Genomic DNA, 19,046 nt, shown 5'->3' with positions numbered 1-19,046 from the left:
TGCCTGACTTGAATGCAGGGGCAAGCCATTAAACAGAACGGCCGGTCAAATAATCCGGCCGTATTTGCGAAAAAAGGGAAAAACCCGGGGTGTTCCGGTTCAAACCATCGGCACCATAAATCCCGTTAAAAATATCTTTCAAAAGAAGAGCAGAATAAAAGGAGTAACACATGAATATCTGGCACGACATCGCTTCCTCACGTGTCAATCCGCAGGACTTTTACGGCGTCATCGAAATTCCGAAGGGCTGCAAGGTCAAATACGAACTCGACAAGGAAACCGGCATGCTGCTGATGGATCGTATTCTCTATACCTCCACCCACTATCCGGCCAACTACGGTTTCATTCCAAAGACACTGGCTGACGACAACGATCCTCTGGACGTGCTGGTTCTGTGTTCCGAAACACTGGTGCCTCTGTCCATGGCACGCTGTTTCCCGATCGGCGTCATCATGATGGAAGACGGTGGCGAAAAAGACGAAAAAATCATTGCCTTGCCTTACGGTGACCCGACCTTCAACAGCTACGAAGACATCAGCGAACTGCCGGAACACATCATGAAAGAAATGTCCCATTTCTTCTCCGTGTACAAGGCGCTCGAAGGCAAGAAAACCTTCATCGAATCCATCAAGGACCACACCTGCGCTGAAGAAATCATCGCCAGCTGCATTGAAAAATACAAACAGAAATTCCCTGAATATTCCAAAGCCTGATGATCAGGAACAAAATGAAAATTGCCGGGGCGAGAAACTGCCCCGGCATTTTTTGTTGAGTGGTTTTATGCCTGTCTTTCCGGCGCATTCGGCGTTTTTGGTCATTATTCGTTCATGGTAATCCTCTTGTCCATCGGCAGGCACCCATTGAAATGAAACATGCTTTCAGAATGACTGATTCTGCCAGTGCCCCTTGAAAAAGGGAGAAAGACGCAAAGGTTTGCCATAAAAAAATGCCCTGATGTTTTCATGCCTGTTGCCCCTGTCAGAACACTGGTGCAGACCGCTTGTGCCAAAGATACAGCCATATCTCGTATCGAAATCATTAAAAGCGTCGACTTTTTGCCAGCCCCTCCCGGAAATGACAGCATCGACTTTGCCCGGGACAGCGAAATTTACCGGCAGACACAGGCGGAGAAGGGGAGCAAACGCTGGCAGCAAGCCGCTTTCGATGCCGACACCCGACTCGATAAAAATGCAGGAGCATGGTTTGAAGAGGCCTTTGGCATGAAAATCGGCAAAAAGGATACACCGGCACTATATGAACTCATGCTCGTTTATATCCGGGCACAGCATGAAGCCGCCCGGTCTGCCAAAAAGCATGACAGGCGCAAGCGGCCATACGTTTATGACAAGACGGAAAATGAAACCTGCGCCCCCTGGGATAAGGACAGCCACCGGCATAATGGTTCCTATCCTACGGGCCATTTCACCATGGGCTTGGGAATGGCATGGATACTGGCAGAAATCACGCCGGAGGCTCAGGCCGCCATACTGAAACGGGGCTATGAAATGGGGCAATCACGCGTGATCTGCGGCTTTCACTGGCAAAGCGATGTGAAGGCAGGCAGGATGCCCGGCGCTGCCGTAGTCGCGCAACTGCACAGCGATCCAGGCTTCACAAGGCAACTTGAAAAAGCCAAAGCGGAAATGGCCGCCATAAGAACACGAAACCCCTGAAATCCGGATCGGAAAACCTCCGTTTATGGGTACGAGGTGTCAGGGAAAAACAGATACAGACACAGAAGTGCTTCTTTCTTTGTAAACCGTCAAATCGTTCCTGACGTTATTCGTAATACACTGACAGATGAAATTTTGTGCAGGAAGATAGTTGAAACAGAGATATTTTCATCTGGTTCGCGTTTTAAACAGTTAATAAAACAAATAAAAATTGTCTTTTATCCTTTTGTTTGTAAAAGTATTTTTCAAAAATAAAAATTCTAATGGGATGATAATTTATTGACATGGTGACATATGCCTGACAAACCGGTGCTCGATCCGAAAACGGCAAAAATACTGCCGTGGGTGGTCGCGATCGCCTTTTTCATGCAGATGCTGGACAGCACGATTTTAAATACCGCGCTGCCCGCCATGGCACATGACCTGGGCACCAATCCCTTGCGGATGCAAAGCGTCATCATCTCCTACATGCTGACCGTCGCGCTGGTCATCCCGGCTTCCGGCTGGCTTGCCGACAAATTCGGCATCAAGCAGATTTTCCTTTTCGCCATCGCCCTGTTCACGCTGGGGTCTCTGGCCTGTGCCTTGTCACCCAGCCTGAACATCATCGTCGGCTGCCGGATTCTTCAGGGCATCGGCGGTGCGCTCATGGTTCCCGTCGGACGGCTGGTTGTCTTGCGTGCCTATCCACGCGAACAGCTTGTCACCGTTTTAAGCTTCATCACCATTCCGGGACTCGTCGGCCCGTTGATCGGCCCCACACTGGGCGGCTTTCTCGTCCAGTATGCGTCATGGCACTGGATTTTCCTGATCAACATCCCTGTCGGGATCATCGGCATACTGGCTACCCTGAAATACATGCCGTATCTGACGCGGGGAGGGGACCTTCATCCTTTCGACACCGTCGGTTTCCTGCTCTTCGGCACGTTCATGCTGACCATCACACTGGGGTTGCAGGGCATTGGCGAGCTGCATCTGGCCTATGCGCCGATGGTGCTCATGATGGTCTTCGGGCTGGTCTGTCTCGTCGGTTATATCATGTATTCCAGATGGCACCCGATGCCGCTCTTTTCGCCTGACCTTTTCAAGGTCAGGAACTTCTCCGTCGGCATTCTGGGAAACCTGTTTGCACGGCTGGGAAATGGAGCAATGCCTTTTCTGACACCGTTGCTTCTCCAGATCGGGATGGGATACTCCCCGATGAAAGCCGGGATGACCATGATTCCCATGACCATCGGCGCCGTCATCGCCAAAAGCGCGGCCACCCGGCTGGTCAACCGGTTCGGGTATCGCCTGATCCTGACCGTCAATACCCTGCTTCTGGGCGCCATGATCGCGCTCTTTTCGACCATTTCAAAAGAAATGCCTTTCTGGCTGATGCTCGTCATTTTCACCATATTCGGCATTATCAACTCCACGCAGTTCACCGCCATGAACACGGTCACCCTGGTCGATTTGTCGGAAGAGCAGGCCAGCAGCGGAAACAGTCTCCTCTCCGTCATCATGCAACTGTCCATGAGTATGGGGGTCGCCATCGCCGCCGCCATCCTGTCTGAATTCACCGATGGCATTCCGCTGACCTCCGCACACGACGTCATAACCGCTTTTGCCGGAACCTATCTGTGCCTCGGTTTTCTGGCAGCCATCTCGACCGTCATATTCATCCACATTACGCCTGACAGCGGCAAAGTGCCCAAAAAACAGGACAGCAAACCCTTGCCTGTCGCTCCTGAAGACTGACATACCATTATCGTTTAACCGTATTCCCGCATTCTGGCGTTTTAACGCCCACCGGCAAGCCTTGTACAAATTGACAGTCAAAGGCAAATCAATTGTATCCATAATGACGCAAACTGGTATCATTACGGCAAAATATTCCATATCCTAATATGGAATATTATAAAAGTGTGTAAAGCATTCCAGTCGCAGACGATATGTCATATTGATGGAAGGCAACATTGTGCTAAACTGGATCAATTGAGAGTGCTGCTCGGGCATAGGGAATATGGACAGAGTATTGGAAACACTGGTTTTACAGAACTACGAAGTGGTTTTCGAAGTCAATCCTGCGACCGACCGTTTCCGGAAAATCATTTCCAAACCGGATGCCCTTATCCAGTTCCCGGAGGAAGGGCCGATGTCACAGGTCAGGGATTTCATCGCCACAGATAAAATCTGTGAGGCTGACAGGAGTATTTTTCTGACTGAAACACAGCTGGGTCACGTTCTGGCGAAAATGGCAGGAAACGAACCGCTTTCCGTCAAATATCGCCGTTATTCGGATAAGAACGAACTGCATTACCGAAGCATTTCCTTTATTCCCGGAAAAAACAGTTCCTCTTTTATATGCGCCATCCGTGACGAGACGAATGAAGTACACAGGCAATACGAAAAAAATCTGGATTTGCGACTGAAAAACGAAGGTATCCGTTTCATTGTCGAAAACATGTGTGAAAACTTCATGATCGTGAACGTCTCCACACATGAATGCACCACCTTCACCAACAGCGAAGGCAATATTGCCTGCAAGAACCATTATGAAAGCCAGATCAACTGGTTTGCAGACAATATTGTCGTTGCCCAGGACAGGGACAGATACCTTCAATACTTCAAACTGGATGCCCTGATGGAACGCATTATGGAAGAAGGGGGCATATCCAGCATTACCTTTCCGGTGAATTACAAGGGTGGCCGTCACGATTTTGCCGTGACGTCCACCCTGATCGACGACCCGTCCGAACGTCATAAAAAATCCCGGTATCTTTTCCTGTGTGCACAGGACATTACGTCAATCAGGGCCGCCGAGGCAAGAAACCGGGAATTGCTCGTCTCCAGCCAGTTCGATCCGTTAACGCATCTTTTGAACCGGGCCACGACTGAAAAGAACATCCGTGAGCATCTTTATGCCGCGAAAAACGATTCATGGAACACCTTCATGATTCTGGACATCGACCATTTCAAGAACGTGAACGATGAGTACGGTCACATGACGGGTGATGAAGTCCTGCACCACATGGGCAATTGCATGCGGGAAGTTTTCCGTTCCGATGACATTCTCTGCCGCTGGGGCGGAGACGAGTTTGTTGTCTTTATCAAGGGTTTTGCCGATGAAAAGGTCCTGACCAGCCGCCTGACCATTTTGCGCGATAAAATGAATACATTTTCAAGCAAGGGAATGCCGTTGCAGGTCAACCTGTCTATCGGCGGTGTATGTGCCCCGAACGGGACAACCCTGAATATGCTTTACCAGAAGGCCGATGAAGCCCTTTACGATGTTAAAAACCATGGCCGAAATGGAATATCGCTTTTACGTCTTTCCTGACTTTCAGTCGGGCATGTCTGACGTAATTTCGGGATAAAACGACATGCAAAACATACTTCAGACTCTTGTTTCCCATGATTTCGAAGCCGTTTTATCAATTGATACCGCTTCGCGGCGATATCATTTTACTTTCCTGCGTGAAAAGACCTTGTTAAATGTCCCGTCTGATGGGGATTTTGATGCTGCGAATGAACGTTTTGCCGATACACAGATCGTTGTTGCCGACAGGGATCATTTCCTGAAAGAAATACGACTGGAGAAAATACTGGCCGAAGTCGAAAAAAACGGAAAACATAATATCCGGTACCGGCTTCGCAATGAAGAGAACCGGATTCAGTACAGAAACCTGTCTTTCATCTTCTCCAGCGACAAAAAAGGCCTGATCGGCGCCGTGACCGACGAAACGGAAGACGTGCTGGAGCATATCGAAAAAAACCGCGATTTGTGGCTCAAAGATGAATGCATCCGCTTTATCGTCCGGCACATGTGCGAAAACTTCATCATCGTGAACCCGGAAACGGACGAGGCGACCACATTCGTCCACGACCATCGGCAAATGCAGCCGAAATCGTCCTGGAAGGAACAGATACGCTGGTTTGCAGACAATATCGTCGTCCCTGAAGAACGGGAAGACTATGAAGCTTATTTCGATCTCGACGCGCTCGTTTCCCGCATCCGGGAAAGTGGTATCTGCAAGGTGCCCTGTACCGTCAATTATTCCGATGGGCGTCACGACTTCATGATTACAAATGCCCTGATCAGGGACCCGGGAGTAGACGAGGAAAAATTCTTTGTTTTCTCCAGTGCGCAGGATATTACCCGCCTGAAACGTGCCAATGAAACAGGCGAGACCCTGCTCGCAAAAAGCCGGATGGATTCGCAGACCGGATTGGTTAACCGTGCCACGGCTGAAAAACTGATCCGTGAATCCCTGTATGGCGCCAAACCTGACGAATGGAACACTTTCCTTTTGATCGACATCGATCATTTCAAAAGTTTCAACGATGTTTACGGGCATATTCTCGGTGATGCCGTCCTGCGTTTCATGGGGGAGGCGATGCGTGAGGTTTTTCGTGCAACCGACGTATTATGCCGGTGGGGCGGCGATGAATTCGTCATTTTCATCCCGCGTTTTGAAAACGAACAATCCCTGAACAATCGTCTGGCCGCACTGCAGGCCCGTATGAAAGAATTCAGAAATCAGGGTGACCCGATGCCTCTGACCCTTTCCATCGGCGGCGTCATCGCCAAAAACGAGTCGACACTGAACACGCTGTTTTCAAAAGCGGATGAAGCGCTCTATGCCGTCAAGGAAAAGGGGCGCGACGGTATTGTCGTCAACCGTATTGAACCCGTTTACGAAACGGCCGACGTTTCGCAAGCGGCCGGGCGGGAAATGTCCTGATAGAAGAAATTATCCAGTTCGGTTTCGGGCAACGGTTTCGAAAAATAATATCCCTGCATCGCCTCACAGCCTATTTTCGTCAGCGTTTTTACCTGTCCTGTCGTTTCAACGCCTTCTACAATCAGCTCGATCTTTAAGCCACGGGCGATTTCCACGACATTTTTGATCAAAAGGGCATACACATCCGATTTCTCCGAACGGTCGATAAACGATTTGTCCAGCTTGATACTCGAAATCGGCAGGGCGGCGATATAGTTCAGGCTCGAATATCCGGTACCGAAATCGTCCAGTGAAAAACAGACGCCCCGGTCGATGAACCGTTTCATGATCGCCATGATGAAATCGAACGACTGGATCATGATACTTTCCGTCACTTCCATGACAATCTGGGAAGGGTCGATCCCGTAACGGTCGATAATTTCCATAAAACTGGCGAAAAAGCCGTTTTTTGAAAACTGGACGGTCGATACATTGATATGTATTCCGACAGGCGGCAGGCCTTTCTTTTTCCTGTCGACCAGTTTTCGGCAGACATGTTCCAGAACGTACAGCCCGAGATCGTGAATCAGGCCCTGTTCCTCGGCAATCGGAATGAATTCGTCAGGCGTGATCCAGCCAAGGTTTTCATCGTACAGTCGCAAAAGCGCTTCCGCCTTGGTGTAGGACTGGTTCCTGAAAGAATAGATGGGCTGATAGAAAATCCGGAACGTTTCATCGTCGAGAGCCTTGCGGATCACCGAAGTCAGCAGAAAACGGCGTTCCATCATCTGACGGTCGTGATCGTCGAATACCATCCGCTTGCCGTATTCCGATTTGGTATTGGTTTTCAGTTTGTATTCGGCATGAATCAAGAGCATTTCCGGCGTATTGGCAAAACGGGGAAACTCGATAGATACGGAATCGACGGGAATGTGGAAATTCTTCACTTCGGAAGGAAGCGAGACGCAAACGTCTTTCCAGACATTGTCCAGCACAGTCATGCCTTTTTCAGGCGAATCCGTAACAAAGGCGAATTTGCAGCCGCCGACACGATAGGCCCTGCCATCGGGCACATGTTTCAGAAAACCCGATGCAAAACTTTTCAGGATGAAGTCGCCCCGTTCACGCCCGTAGAGCATATTCACGTTATTGAAATTCTTGATGCTGGCGAGGCAAAGATGGGCGTTTTTCCCTTCCCTTAATGCCAGTTCCACATTCCTGTGGAAACCGGCCGCATTGCCGACATCCAGCATGGAATCGAAATAAGCCAGTTTTTTCAGCTTCGACTCGTATTCCAGACGGTGTGTCACATCATGGCCGGTAAAAACGGCCAGATCCTCATTTTGCGCCGTTTTCAGCAAAACACCGTCAAGGCTCAACAGCCGCCTGAATTTCGGGTTATACATTTCGATGTTATGGCTGTGATTCGCTTTCAGCTCCGTCATGGGACAAACGTCACAGGGCGCGGTTCTGTCCCACAGGACCTGATGACACTTCTTGCCGGGGACAAGACCCGGCAGATGGTTTTTCAAAGCCCGGTTTGCAAAACGCAATTCATAGGTATTGCGGTCGATGATGTAAGCGATGGCATGCAGACTGTCCAGAACATTTTCGGTCATGATCAGGCTGGACTTCAAGCCAGTGATATCGGTGCCCGTACAGACTCCGCATGGCTGTCCGTCAATTTCGGCATACTGGTAATTCATCTCGATCCAGCGCCGCGTCTTTTCGAAAAAAACCTGTTGCGAGACAGTTTGCCGGTTTTGCCGTACGGAAAGAAGCGGGCAGTCGGTACATGGGGAAGAACGGTCGAAAAAAATGCGGTAACAGGCATCCCCCGTTTTCGCCAGAGGAAAAGTTTCCGAAGTAGCCCGATTCATCCATCGTATTTCGTATGTGTCGAAATCAATAATGCCTGCAAATGTATTACTGGTTTCTACGATGAATTCTTCAATGGTGGCCATGGTGTGTTAATCGGAAATGGGCTGCGGTTTTCGGTAATGGCACTGACAATTATTGCCTATGTTTCCTATAGGCAATGCATTAACTTTAACACAATAAAAAAAGACCCAGACAACCAATTTATTCCAAATTAGGGAAAAACAACACAGACACAGAAAAAATGGCAGTTTTTTTTATTTTCTCTCTGCAAATCTTTATGTCTTGCAATATTTAATCAGGTTTTTTCAGGGAAACTGGTCTTTTCCGGCAAATTGGTTACAATACTTTTTTAAAAAAAGGTCATGAGTCATGCCGGTTTGCCCAGTCGGGAAACCGGTGCCGTATGAGACGAAAAGGCCGTAAGGAAATACGATGCTGGTTTTTATCACCATGTTGGCCATGGGTGGCCTGATCGGTTTTATCGGAGCGGGCGGGGCCGGGGTTGTCATTGCCGTATTGACACTTGTCTTCAATATCCCTATCCATACCGCTGTCGGCACCTCACTGGCGGCCATGATATTCACCACACTTTCCGGCGCATTCAGCCATTTCCGGGAAGGGAACATGAATATCAAAATCGGGCTGACCGTCGGCCTTTCCGGTGCTTGCGGCGCTTTTATCGGCTCGAAAATCTCGACGCTCTTGCCAGGCAGTGAACTCAAGTTCTTTACGGCATCCATGCTGATCGCTTCCGCCATCCTCGTCTATACCCGCCTGACTTACCCGAACCTGCCGCTTTTCCACCTGAAACAAGGGCAGAGTGCCGATCTCACCGGCAGCCGTTTCTGGCTTCTGGCCGGATTGACCGGTGTCGGCAATGGCCTCTTGTCGGGCACCTTCGGTTTCGGAGCGGCCCAGTTCATCCAGCTCTCGTTGCTGATATTCTTTGCCATGCCGCTGTACCATTCCGTCGGCACCACCATGCTGATCATCCTGCCGATTGCCGCTTTCGGCGGTCTTGGCTACCTGCTTTCCGGATACCTCGATTTCATGCTCTTCATACAAGTCCTGCTCGGCCTGATGATCGGCGCTTACGTGGGTGCCAAATTCACCCGGCATGCACCGGGATGGCTCCTGAAATGGATGATGGTCCTGTTGCCGGGCGTGGCCGGTTTGCTCATGATCCTCTTCGACCTGAAATAAAGGGCATTTTCCAGACAGGGAAGCCGCGTTTTCCTTGAATGACGGCAATAAATGCCGAATATGTGAGCAAACACAAAAAGCGGTCATGCCAATACGTTAAAAAGAAAGCAATCCACCGCAGGAAAAACGCTGGATAAAAGCGATTTTCCTGCCGGTGCCCGAAAGGCTTTTATGGCGTATTCATCATGGCGACATCAAGACATCCCAGCTATACCAAACAAGGCATTTTGAACAGTCTTCACGTACTGATTCTCGGCATGTCCCTGTTTCTCGTGATCACCATCACCTACGATACCTTCCACCACATCCAGTTTCTTTCCAAACGCAGTTTTCTGGATATCCAGTTCTGGATCTGCATGTTTTTCCTGTTTGTCTTTTTTCTGGAAATGTATCTGGCGCAAAACCGCTGGGAATTCTTCATTACCCATTTCCTGTTTTTGCTGGTTTCCATCCCGTACCTGAACATTATCGATTATTACAACCTCTCGTTTTCACCGGAAACGAACTACATCATCCGGTTTGTCCCGATGATCAGAAGCGGGTACGCACTGGCCATCGTCATCGGATGGCTGACCTGGAACAGGGCGTACAGCCTGTTCATTACCTATCTGACCATGCTGATCGCGACCGTGTATTTTTCCAGCATGATCTTTTACGTGCTCGAACAGAACGTCAATCCGATGGTCACGAGTTATTCAGCAGCCCTCTGGTGGGCCTGCATGGACGTGACGACCGTCGGGTCGAACATCTATGCCGTGACGACATTCGGCAAGATCATGTCCGTTGCACTGGCGGGCATGGGCATGATGATGTTTCCGATCTTTACTGTATACATCACCAACGTCGTCCAGAACCATAACCAGTTCAGGCGAAAATACTATCGTGAACTGGATGGGGATATGGCGGCGACAGAAGCGGCTTCCTCTTCACAGCAAGTGCCAAAAACGCGGGAAGAACCCGCACAGCCAGTCCAGCCAGTACAAGCAGAGCAGACGAAACCTGTGGAGCCGCCAAAGCCACCTCCAAAAGAACCATAAAGGCAAACAAAAAGGCAGAAACCGTCGTTTCTGCCTTTTTTATCCCTGTTCCGCAAAAGCGGCATCATGAGAATGCCATTACTGACTCAGCCTTTTTTCTGTTCATCTTTCAGCAAATCGCGGATTTCCGTCAACAACTGGATATCCGGTGGAGGAGGGGGAGCGTCGGGCGATTCTTCCAGCTTTTTGAAAGACAGCTTGCTGATGCCCTTGATCATCATGAAAATCGCAAACGCGATAATGATGAAATCGATCGTCGTCTGGATGAAATTGCCGTAATTCAAAGCCACTTCAGGAGAGACGATCTTGCTGCCATCCATGACAGCCGATTTGATCACGAACTTGAGATCGTTGAAATGGATTCCCCCGAGCAGCAGGCCGAGCAGGGGCATCAGGATATCGCCGACGAGCGACGAGACGATTTTGCCGAAAGCAGCACCGATAATGATACCGACAGCCATATCGACTACATTGCCGCGCAAGGCAAACGCTTTGAATTCTTCGAGTGTTTTTTTCATGGCGATAAAGAGAAAGGAAATGAATTTCAAACGTAAAAACCGGTTTTTCCGGAAAACCCCCCGTTTTTACGTCCCGACTGCAAATTCACCGTTAAAAACAGGACGTGAAATGCAAAGACAACCTGATTATTGTAGCGGCAGAGTCTGAACGGACCTGAACAAACATCAAACCACTGGCGTACCGATACAACAGATTTTCAACAAAACCGGGCATATTCTTAAAAAGCCCCATTCAGTCGTTCAAAAACTGAAAACGATATATAATTTTATAAAATATAAAACAATATAATGTATGAGAGTTGATCCAGGAGAAAACGCAATGATCAGTGAGGCTACAGAATGGAACGAATGGCAGGCGTCGGCAGACAAAGCCGTCGATTTCATCAAAAAACTCGGCAATGCCGACCGGCTGAAACTGTTATGCCGGCTGTCACAGGGAGAATGCCACGTCGGGCAACTTGAAGCCGAATGCGGAATCCGGCAACCGACGTTGTCACAGCAGCTTGGCGTATTGCGCAGGGGAGGTTTGATCGTGGCAAGAAAAGAAGGCAAACAGATGATTTACCAGCTGGCAGAAGGTCCTGCAATGGACATCATGACGATACTGCACCGTCATTTTTGCGGAGAACGGACATGACAATCGACTGGATCAATTTCACACCCTGGCAATCCCTTGCCGGTGGCCTTCTGATCGGTATCGCCGCGTCACTTCTGATACTGGCGGATGGTCGCATCGCCGGGATCAGCGGCATCATCGCCGGCATCCTCAGGGCAGAAAAGGGTGAAACCTGGTGGCGGGTCGCTTTCGTCGCCGGTCTCGCCGTTTCGCCATGGCTCTACAGCCTTTTCATTCCCTTGCCGGAATTCCATTTCGACAGTGTTTCATGGGCATTGCTGGGGCCTGCGGGCCTTCTGGTCGGATTCGGCAGCCGTCTCGGTTCGGGATGCACCAGCGGGCATGGCGTGTGCGGCCTGTCGCGCCTGTCGAAACGCTCACTCGTCGCCACCATCCTTTTTATCGTATTCGGCGCCATCACCGTCTGGATCGTCCGTCACTGTCTGGGAGTCTGAGATGTTCAATATCGTCGCCTTTTTGTCCGGACTGATCTTCGGTATCGGACTGATCCTTTCCCGCATGGCCGACCCGGCCAAAGTCCTGAACTTTCTTGACATCACGGGAAACTGGGACCCGTCGCTGGCATTCGTCATGATCGGCGCCATCGCCGTCGGCCTCGTCGGCTTTTACCTTGCCAGAAAACGGCCGGCTTCACTGCTTGATACACCCATCCAGCTTCCGACCGCCACCCGTATCGACAAGCGCCTTGTCCTCGGTAGTTCCCTGTTCGGAACAGGGTGGGGACTGGCTGGAATCTGTCCCGGCCCTGCGATCGTCACCCTCTCGGCAGGCATGGCCCCGGCGCTGATCTTCGTCATTTCCATGCTCTTTGGCATGATGCTGTATCGGTGGACGTTTCATGCATAAGACCCATCCGGAAGCACTAGGGTGACATGTCGGTGAATAATCCGGATACGCTTTCGCATCAAACCGGTTTTGAAAAGAGCAGTTTTGACCAGTTCAGACAAACCGGCGCAAACAGGCCGTCACAACGCCCCGGATAGCCACTTCCTGACCGTCAGGCAATTTCGTTTCCCTGTTGCCGTCGAAAAACAGGCGGCATACACGACCCCGTTTGAATAATCTGCGAATACTGAATTCACCGTCCATGACAACCAGAACAATGTTCGCATGTCTGGCAGGAATCGATTTATCCACGACGACGATATCTCCCTTGAAAATTCCGGTTTCATTCATATCATCTGTCGCGGCGCGAAAGAGAAAGCAGGAATTTTTCCGGATGTTCAGAATCTCGTTAAGATCGATGCCTGAATTTGCCGAATCGGTATGTGGGACAGGGAAACACTGGGTCATGATTTCTTCTGAAAATATTACTGGATGGAAAAACAGTATTTTCAGGCTGGATTCAATGCTTATCAAGCTCGGCAGGGCAATAAATTCTTGCAGGAAATAGCCATTTACTTTAAATTAAAGTGAGTATTCTGGTGATCGGAATGCAAGTACCACGCGGCATCAGGCATTCAGCAAAACCCGGTCAGTGCATCCCTTATTTGCGCTACCGTTCGTTTCCAAGGGGATATTTTTAATCCGATCGTCATATACTCACTTCCATGGTGCTTCAAACACACTCTGGAACCAGTTGAGTATTGGCGAGTCTGTCACAAATGTCGTTTCGTTCGTCCCGGTTTTCTTCAATCGGGCGGGTGGCTGTCTAATACAATACCTCTCCGGAGGGAATAAGCAGGCAGTGTAGTTTGGCTGTTCGAACCACCCGCCCGACCCCTCGTAAGGGTCATAACCGGGACGTATATCATGCCTTCTTACACATATACCGCCGACAGCGAAGACTACATTTATATTGCTGATCTTGGCCCCAGCCCTTCTGTTTTCTTTAACGGCAAATATGAACCCATTTATCGTTATGCCGTCTGGAACGACACCAAAACGAAAATACTGGAATATTCAGACGATCTTCAGTTTTTACGTGATAAATATGGTACCGATAAACAGGTTAAAGTTTTGACGTATAAATCTTTCATGGAAGAGCAGACTTCGCAGGAAACCGATACGGATCAATCCACCTAATCAGATTGATGATTGCCTGCTCAGACTGCCCCCGTGTGGGAAACAGGGTTCGAACGGGTTTCCCCAATCCGGATATTGCGTCCTGAACCCCATCCGGCCAGAGCCAGAAAGACGCAAAGAACCGTCGAGGCGTAGAATACGGCAGACCAGCTGCCCGTCAGGTCATGAATGGCTCCTGCGCAAACCGGGCCGCCAGACGCCAGCAGATACCCGAACCCCTGAGCCATTCCCGAGAGGGATGCCGCCTGTGCGATATTGTGGGTACGCAAGCCGATAAACACCAGACCAAGAACCAGCGTCGCCCCGGTACCCAGACCGATGCAGATCCCCCATATCGCCGCCCATTGCGGGAAAAGGGCGAGACCGGCTGTCCCTGTCAGGGCAATCCCCGAGACCACAACCGCCACAAGACGCTGGTCCTTCATCCACTTCAACACCGGAATGAGAAAGAGCCCCGGAATGGCGGAGGCCAGTTGCATCAGGCCGTGAACGTTACCGGCCTGTGCCTCCGTAAATCCGGCACTCGTCAACAGGGCAGGCAGCCAGCTGACACAAATGTAATAAATCAGGGAAGTCAGTCCGAAGAACAGCGATACCTGCCATGCCAGAAAAGAACCCCACAAAGAGACTTTTCCGGTGGGCTTTACCTGTACTGCTGTCTTCTCTTTATTGCCATCAGCCAATTGGGGAATCCAGCTGATTGCAGCGATAAACGGCAAGATGAACAGGGTTCCCGATGCCCATCCCCAATCCCACCCCGGAAACTCCGAGAGGGGAACGACAAGCACCGATCCCAATGCTCCACTGACCCCCATCGTCAGAGCATACAGCGCCGTCAGTCTGGGAATCGAATTGGGAAAATCACGCTTGACGAGACCCGGCAGCAGGACGTTGCAGACGGCAATCCCGCACCCGAGCACTACCGTTCCGGCAAACAGGCTCCAGATTGTCCCGAAAGAACGCAAAACGATCCCGCATCCCGTCAAAACAAGCGCCAGACCCATCGCCCGTTCAAGCCCAAGCCGTCTGGCGATCCAGGGAACAAGCGGAGAAACCGTCCCGAATGCCAGCAATGGCAAGGCATTGACCAGACCGGCAGCCGCTGTGGACAGGTGCAGAGACGCCTGAATCGTTTCCAGCAGAGGACCCATACTGGTAAAAGGCGCCCTCAGGCAAGTTGCAATCAACAGAATGGAAATGGCGAGCGTAATTTCGTTTTTAAAAACAGATGATCCCTTCAGTGTCATGGCAAACCTCATCAATCGTGTCAAAAACGTTTTGGGAATCCCAATCCGGCAAGTCCAAAACGGAGTGCCACTATGCCTGCTTTTCTTTACGATTGCATTTGGATATGATGCCAATAAATAGTCAAATCACGCCAAAATGACCTTAAGAGACCTTCTGATCGATTATCCGCAGGAAAAATTCACGTCTGTCGCCGTTACCCGCTTCGAAGCGGCGCAGAGTGAATATGAATCGCCCATGCACCGGCACAAGACCGGCCAGATTGTCCTGACCCTCACCGGAAACGTGACATGCAGGACAGAAAAGGGCATCTGGCTCGTCCCGCCACAATGTGCCATATGGCTTCCACCCGGCACCTTCCATTGCAACCGGATCAGTCCCCATTCAGGCGTATGCATGCTGTTCGTTGAAACGGAAGAAATCCGGCTGCCTGAAACGACCTGTACCCTGTCTGTAACCCCGCTGGTCACGGAATTGTTCCGGCGTATCGTTTCCCTGCCGGAAACCGAAGCGACTACCGGCCATGCCCGTCTGCTGTATCAGGTTCTCCTTGAAGAACTGTCGACCATGCCGGTCTCGGGACTCTCCCTTCCCATTTCCGGCAATTCACACCTGAAAGCCATCGCCGAAGCCATCATCGATACACCTTCAGTGCACAAAACCCTGTCGGACTGGGCAAAATTCACCGGGATGAGCCGCCGGTCACTGGAGCGACTGGTCAAACAGGAAACCGGCCTCTCATTCGGCCGCTGGAAACAGCAACTGCTTCTCATTATGGCCATCCAGCAGTTGACGGAAGGTGCATCCGTAGAGAAAACCGCCTGGGATCTCGGATATGAATCCGTCACTGCCTTCATAACCATGTTCAAAAAAGCGGTTGGAACGTCTCCGGGGCGATACGTTCAGGAAAAAAGCGGGGGTCGGGGATTTTTATAAACCCTCACCACTTGCCGACCACATTGCGTAACGCTGCGTGTACCCGTTTCCATAGTTTGGCGATGCCAGAATCTCAAAAGTCATTCCGGTTTTCTTTTGCGCGGCAATATTGGTCTGTGTAGAAGCGTCGAGCTGGGTTAGCGAAACAGTGTAACTGGCATTTGCAAATGGCTGTGGCAGTGTTATCGTGTCTGTCCAGGCAGCTTCGTTCTTTCCGTGATCATACGTTCCTCCCTGTTCAAGCCAGCCATCCGACCATGTGCGGAACCAGTTCGTGCCATCGCTGAAAGCATCCGTGACATACCGGACAGGTTTGCCGTCAACAGACTTGTCCAGCTTGGCATTCATGTCGCCAGCCAGTGCAGTCACATCGATCAGTCCAGGGTTCGTTGCGGCGTCAAAAGCCTTGATGCAGGGCAGAAGCGTCAGGGAAGGAGGCTGGACAGTTTCGGATGCACCGTAAATTGGATTGGAACGGGACGCGTCAAAACCCAATTTCCAGCCATTTCCGGTGTTTCCGGAAGTGGCATCATATCCAATCGCACCGGCATTATAAAAACTGCCGGTTAAATTCGACGAAGAATAATCATCGATTGGCCCGACAACCCCGGCAATATTCGGAAGCCCCGCCTCCCGTTTAACTCCGGGAGTAGAACTGCCTTCTGCAAAGCGGTCGATCAGGTCAGGAAGATTGAACGTCGATTCATTATCGCCGGAACCGAATGTCGTGCCGATCGCGGAAAACAGATCCGGACAGGTATCCCTTCCCACCGCCGACCCATCCGCTTTGAGGTATCCTGCCGGAGGAGACGCCATCGCAAAAAACTCAATCGAGCCGACCGGCGTCCCCCGTTTGGCAATCGCCTCTTCAAGGGCATTCAACTCATCCCTGTCCACCTTCTCCGACAAGGCTTGATCCACCCCGGCCCGATCGGCTTTAAAGAGCAAAGCCTTTTCGACATCCGGTTTCGATGCCAGAGAAGACAAATCAATCCCGAGCGTTTGTCTGGCCCCTTCCTTGTCAGAACTGTCCTCCCCGAAAAGCTCCGAGAGAAAATCGCGCAACTTGCCCAAAGCGGTTTTCATCTCCCCCGTCGTTGTCCGTGGTGTTTTCGAGCCGGACAGAAGATCCTTCTGCGGTAATTTCGTCATATCGTTTCTCCATAAAAAAAGACCTCCCCGACAAGGGAGAGGCCTGAAAACAAAAAAAGGGCGCAAAAGCGCCCGTCGCCCACAGTTTAGGACGGTTTTTCTCTTCGGTCAGCCATGGCATTTGTTTTTTTACACAAGCCCGTACAGACAGGCTGACCGAAAAGTGTATCAAGTGTACAGTCTGAAGCAAAAGTCACATCGTGACATGACAAAACAGACAAAAAAACAGGAGCTGAAAATTGGAAAAAGACTGGACAGGGAGTGCCATGTCGTCCGTACCGAAAGGCTTTGCCATGATCGGGCAACCGATCAGGGCAGACGAATTCGAAAAAGCCTTTGGCTACAAAATGCCTGACATCACACTGAGCGAAGAAGAAAAAAGACTGGCAGCACAAAATAATGGACGGGACCGGAAATCAGGACAGAGCCTGTCCTGAAAACAGAACAGACAGCCCTGAACTTCGGACGCGAAGTCCTTGCCCGGATACAAGCGGGAAATACCCGGCAGGCAGAACAAAACAAACAAGCACAGCAAGAACAAGACCCTCCTTTGCAAATCGAGATCAGAGGGGTGGGCAACAGCCAGACGGAAGAAGACAAGACCGGAACTTTCCGGACGAATAAAGACGGGAGTGGCACGATTGGAATTCACGATCCTTATACGGCAAAAAACCTTGAAAACCTCAAAAACCGGAATCAGGCCAATCAACAGGAATCCGTCCAAAACCAGAAACAGGAAAACACTCCGCAAAACAGCGTCCAGACATACGCGAACCAGATAGGCGAGAACGAAAACGCCGACAATATCGCCGCGTAATCCGATCCCGAAGGAAAATACCCCAACGCCTTCGTACCGATCCAGCAGGGAGTCAACCGGGCTACTGGAGAACTCGTCGAAAAAACCGCTGACATCACCCGCCGGCAACAGGAAACCGGAAACGGGAACCACCTGTTGAACTGGATAGCCGACGTCGCCAGAAATGCCATGCCAAACCCCGTCACCCATTCCCGACAGGATTATCAGCCCACCTATCAGGCCATCCTCGGGCATCCCGCCAGCCAGAAACTGGCCGAGGCCGCCGCTGAACCCATCAAAACCGACGTCAACGGGAAAGAAAAGTACCAGATCGTCAGCGACGCCTTTCTCAACGAATACATCACCGAACCTGCAAAACTGGGAATGGCTCTCGTCTCACTCGCAGACCACGCCCTGGCAACAGCAAACGGCGGCAAGCCCATCAACCCGTCCATTACCAAAAACGTCGATGAAAACCTTTTCGATTTCATCAAAAAAAGCGAGACCTGGCTGAAAAACAGCGTCACCATCGAAAAACTCAACAAATCAATCGTCGCCGGAGACGATGCCAAAACAGTCGAAAACCTCACCCGATTCGGATACGAAGTGCTGGGAGAAAAAGGGCCGTACGCAGCCGTATCCATACCGGGAGCGTCCCTCATGGCTGGAGCCGCCATGACAGGAGCAGGCATGACAGCGTTCAAAATGGTCAAAGACTTCAGCATCAACCTTGCCGAAGCCAACGCCAGCATCGTGAAGGAAAAAGGAACCCATGACTGGGAGCTGGCCTTCAAAATAGCGAGCATCAAAGCCGTGGGAGGAAAAGCGATAGACGGCCAGATGAAAGGCCTGATAAAAACAGCAGGCAAGGGAGGCGTCTTCATCGAACAACTGGGCGATGCACTGAAGAAGCGGTTCAATTCGATGGTGGATGGGTGGATGTTGAATGAGAATAAAAACCAGAATGAGAGAAAATAAAAAAATGCCGGAATCGATTGCAAGCAGAACAAAAGCGCTCTACATTAAAAAAACGTATAAAACATGCTCTCGCGATGGATGTGCTTGCCAAAGCCTACCCGAACGGGAACTATGGGCTGGAAAAAAGCCCGGTGAAATGGGACTACTGGCAGAAGAGGGCCAAAGAGACCAGAGCCAGAACGCACGAAGTCGATCCCTCAAGCTGGACGATATTCGACTGGATCAAATACAAGTTAGGCAACTGATTTCATTCGAATGA

General features: G+C 50.6%; 21 protein-coding genes. 16 read left to right on the top strand and 5 right to left on the bottom strand.

Annotated features, from left to right (window positions below; translation table 11 throughout):
• The first annotated feature begins 170 nt into the window (after nucleotides 1–170).
• From BRW83_RS07395 to BRW83_RS07375, 5 genes are all read left to right on the top strand, one after another.
• Nucleotides 171–713, top strand: coding sequence for an inorganic diphosphatase (locus BRW83_RS07395; protein WP_005880421.1), 543 nt, complete (start codon nucleotides 171–173; stop codon nucleotides 711–713).
• 249 nt (nucleotides 714–962) lie between these two features.
• Nucleotides 963–1,673 (top strand): acid phosphatase, encoded by a 711-nt coding sequence (locus tag BRW83_RS07390; protein WP_145814956.1) that lies wholly within the window; start codon nucleotides 963–965, stop codon nucleotides 1,671–1,673.
• A 294-nt stretch (nucleotides 1,674–1,967) separates the two neighbouring features.
• Complete coding sequence (gene mdtD / locus BRW83_RS07385; protein ID WP_005880424.1) at nucleotides 1,968–3,413, top strand: multidrug transporter subunit MdtD; 1,446 nt, start codon at nucleotides 1,968–1,970, stop codon at nucleotides 3,411–3,413.
• A 265-nt stretch (nucleotides 3,414–3,678) separates the two neighbouring features.
• On the top strand, nucleotides 3,679–4,995 hold the full coding sequence (locus BRW83_RS07380) for a GGDEF domain-containing protein (protein ID WP_005880426.1): 1,317 nt from the start codon (nucleotides 3,679–3,681) through the stop codon (nucleotides 4,993–4,995).
• A gap of 43 nt (nucleotides 4,996–5,038) precedes the next feature.
• Nucleotides 5,039–6,400, top strand: coding sequence for a GGDEF domain-containing protein (locus BRW83_RS07375; RefSeq protein WP_005880428.1), 1,362 nt, complete (start codon nucleotides 5,039–5,041; stop codon nucleotides 6,398–6,400).
• Here BRW83_RS07375 and BRW83_RS07370 read toward each other — a convergent pair.
• Nucleotides 6,352–8,343 (bottom strand): sensor domain-containing protein, encoded by a 1,992-nt coding sequence (locus BRW83_RS07370; RefSeq protein ID WP_005880430.1) that lies wholly within the window; start codon nucleotides 8,341–8,343, stop codon nucleotides 6,352–6,354. The genes BRW83_RS07375 and BRW83_RS07370 overlap by 49 nt on opposite strands.
• Before the next feature lie 349 nt (nucleotides 8,344–8,692).
• Here BRW83_RS07370 and BRW83_RS07365 point away from each other — a divergent pair, with 349 nt between their 5' ends.
• Together BRW83_RS07365 and BRW83_RS07360 are read left to right on the top strand one after the other, a co-directional pair.
• Entirely contained in the window at nucleotides 8,693–9,463 is a 771-nt protein-coding gene (locus tag BRW83_RS07365) for a sulfite exporter TauE/SafE family protein (RefSeq protein WP_036602818.1), read from the top strand.
• 185 nt (nucleotides 9,464–9,648) lie between these two features.
• Nucleotides 9,649–10,500 carry a potassium channel family protein gene (locus BRW83_RS07360; protein ID WP_005880435.1) on the top strand — a complete coding sequence of 284 codons (852 nt, stop codon included), beginning with the start codon at nucleotides 9,649–9,651 and terminating at the stop codon, nucleotides 10,498–10,500.
• A gap of 86 nt (nucleotides 10,501–10,586) precedes the next feature.
• On the opposite strand, the gene mscL is transcribed toward BRW83_RS07360, so the two are convergent.
• Complete coding sequence (gene mscL / locus BRW83_RS07355; RefSeq protein ID WP_005880437.1) at nucleotides 10,587–11,018, bottom strand: large-conductance mechanosensitive channel protein MscL; 432 nt, start codon at nucleotides 11,016–11,018, stop codon at nucleotides 10,587–10,589.
• 319 nt (nucleotides 11,019–11,337) lie between these two features.
• Between mscL and BRW83_RS07350 the strand changes: the two genes are divergently transcribed.
• The 3 genes from BRW83_RS07350 to BRW83_RS07340 are packed head-to-tail and all read left to right on the top strand — an operon-like array spanning nucleotide 11,338 to nucleotide 12,501.
• Entirely contained in the window at nucleotides 11,338–11,655 is a 318-nt protein-coding gene (locus BRW83_RS07350) for an ArsR/SmtB family transcription factor (RefSeq protein ID WP_036602820.1), read from the top strand.
• Nucleotides 11,652–12,089 carry a YeeE/YedE family protein gene (locus BRW83_RS07345; protein WP_005880441.1) on the top strand — a complete coding sequence of 146 codons (438 nt, stop codon included), beginning with the start codon at nucleotides 11,652–11,654 and terminating at the stop codon, nucleotides 12,087–12,089. Before BRW83_RS07350 ends, BRW83_RS07345 begins: the two co-directional genes overlap by 4 nt.
• Before the next feature lies 1 nt (nucleotide 12,090).
• Entirely contained in the window at nucleotides 12,091–12,501 is a 411-nt protein-coding gene (locus tag BRW83_RS07340; RefSeq protein ID WP_005880445.1) for a DUF6691 family protein, read from the top strand.
• 93 nt (nucleotides 12,502–12,594) lie between these two features.
• Here BRW83_RS07340 and BRW83_RS07335 read toward each other — a convergent pair whose 3' ends face one another.
• Nucleotides 12,595–12,948 carry a S24 family peptidase gene (locus tag BRW83_RS07335; protein ID WP_050757713.1) on the bottom strand — a complete coding sequence of 118 codons (354 nt, stop codon included), beginning with the start codon at nucleotides 12,946–12,948 and terminating at the stop codon, nucleotides 12,595–12,597.
• A gap of 459 nt (nucleotides 12,949–13,407) precedes the next feature.
• On the opposite strand from BRW83_RS07335, the gene BRW83_RS07330 reads away from it, so the two are divergent.
• The gene (locus BRW83_RS07330) at nucleotides 13,408–13,680 is read left to right on the top strand and encodes a hypothetical protein (protein WP_005880448.1); all 273 of its coding nucleotides are present in this window, start codon (nucleotides 13,408–13,410) and stop codon (nucleotides 13,678–13,680) included.
• A gap of 20 nt (nucleotides 13,681–13,700) precedes the next feature.
• Here BRW83_RS07330 and BRW83_RS07325 read toward each other — a convergent pair whose 3' ends face one another.
• On the bottom strand, nucleotides 13,701–14,927 hold the full coding sequence (locus BRW83_RS07325; protein WP_036603721.1) for a CynX/NimT family MFS transporter: 1,227 nt from the start codon (nucleotides 14,925–14,927) through the stop codon (nucleotides 13,701–13,703).
• 136 nt (nucleotides 14,928–15,063) lie between these two features.
• Here BRW83_RS07325 and BRW83_RS07320 point away from each other — a divergent pair, with 136 nt between their 5' ends.
• Nucleotides 15,064–15,861 (top strand): AraC family transcriptional regulator, encoded by a 798-nt coding sequence (locus BRW83_RS07320; RefSeq protein ID WP_005880450.1) that lies wholly within the window; start codon nucleotides 15,064–15,066, stop codon nucleotides 15,859–15,861.
• Here the strand turns inward: BRW83_RS07320 and BRW83_RS07315 are convergent.
• Nucleotides 15,856–17,013 carry a phage tail protein gene (locus BRW83_RS07315; protein WP_005880451.1) on the bottom strand — a complete coding sequence of 386 codons (1,158 nt, stop codon included), beginning with the start codon at nucleotides 17,011–17,013 and terminating at the stop codon, nucleotides 15,856–15,858. The two genes, BRW83_RS07320 and BRW83_RS07315, sit on opposite strands and share 6 nt — an antisense overlap.
• Nucleotides 17,014–17,252: 239 nt before the next feature.
• Between BRW83_RS07315 and BRW83_RS11720 the strand changes: the two genes are divergently transcribed.
• The 4 genes from BRW83_RS11720 (at nucleotide 17,253) to BRW83_RS07295 (ending at nucleotide 19,032) form a co-directional block, all read left to right on the top strand.
• The gene (locus BRW83_RS11720) at nucleotides 17,253–17,450 is read left to right on the top strand and encodes a hypothetical protein (protein WP_005880452.1); all 198 of its coding nucleotides are present in this window, start codon (nucleotides 17,253–17,255) and stop codon (nucleotides 17,448–17,450) included.
• Between the two features lie 113 nt (nucleotides 17,451–17,563).
• Nucleotides 17,564–17,830 carry a hypothetical protein gene (locus tag BRW83_RS11715; protein ID WP_005880453.1) on the top strand — a complete coding sequence of 89 codons (267 nt, stop codon included), beginning with the start codon at nucleotides 17,564–17,566 and terminating at the stop codon, nucleotides 17,828–17,830.
• A gap of 135 nt (nucleotides 17,831–17,965) precedes the next feature.
• Nucleotides 17,966–18,787, top strand: coding sequence for a hypothetical protein (locus tag BRW83_RS07300; RefSeq protein ID WP_005880454.1), 822 nt, complete (start codon nucleotides 17,966–17,968; stop codon nucleotides 18,785–18,787).
• Nucleotides 18,788–18,804: 17 nt separating this feature from the next.
• The gene (locus BRW83_RS07295) at nucleotides 18,805–19,032 is read left to right on the top strand and encodes a hypothetical protein (protein ID WP_005880455.1); all 228 of its coding nucleotides are present in this window, start codon (nucleotides 18,805–18,807) and stop codon (nucleotides 19,030–19,032) included.
• The last annotated feature ends 14 nt before the right edge of the window (nucleotides 19,033–19,046 follow it).

This window comes from Oxalobacter formigenes (assembly GCF_002127965.1).
GTDB lineage: Bacteria > Pseudomonadota > Gammaproteobacteria > Burkholderiales > Burkholderiaceae_D > Oxalobacter > Oxalobacter formigenes.
This window is presented reverse-complemented; position numbering and strand designations above follow the sequence as displayed.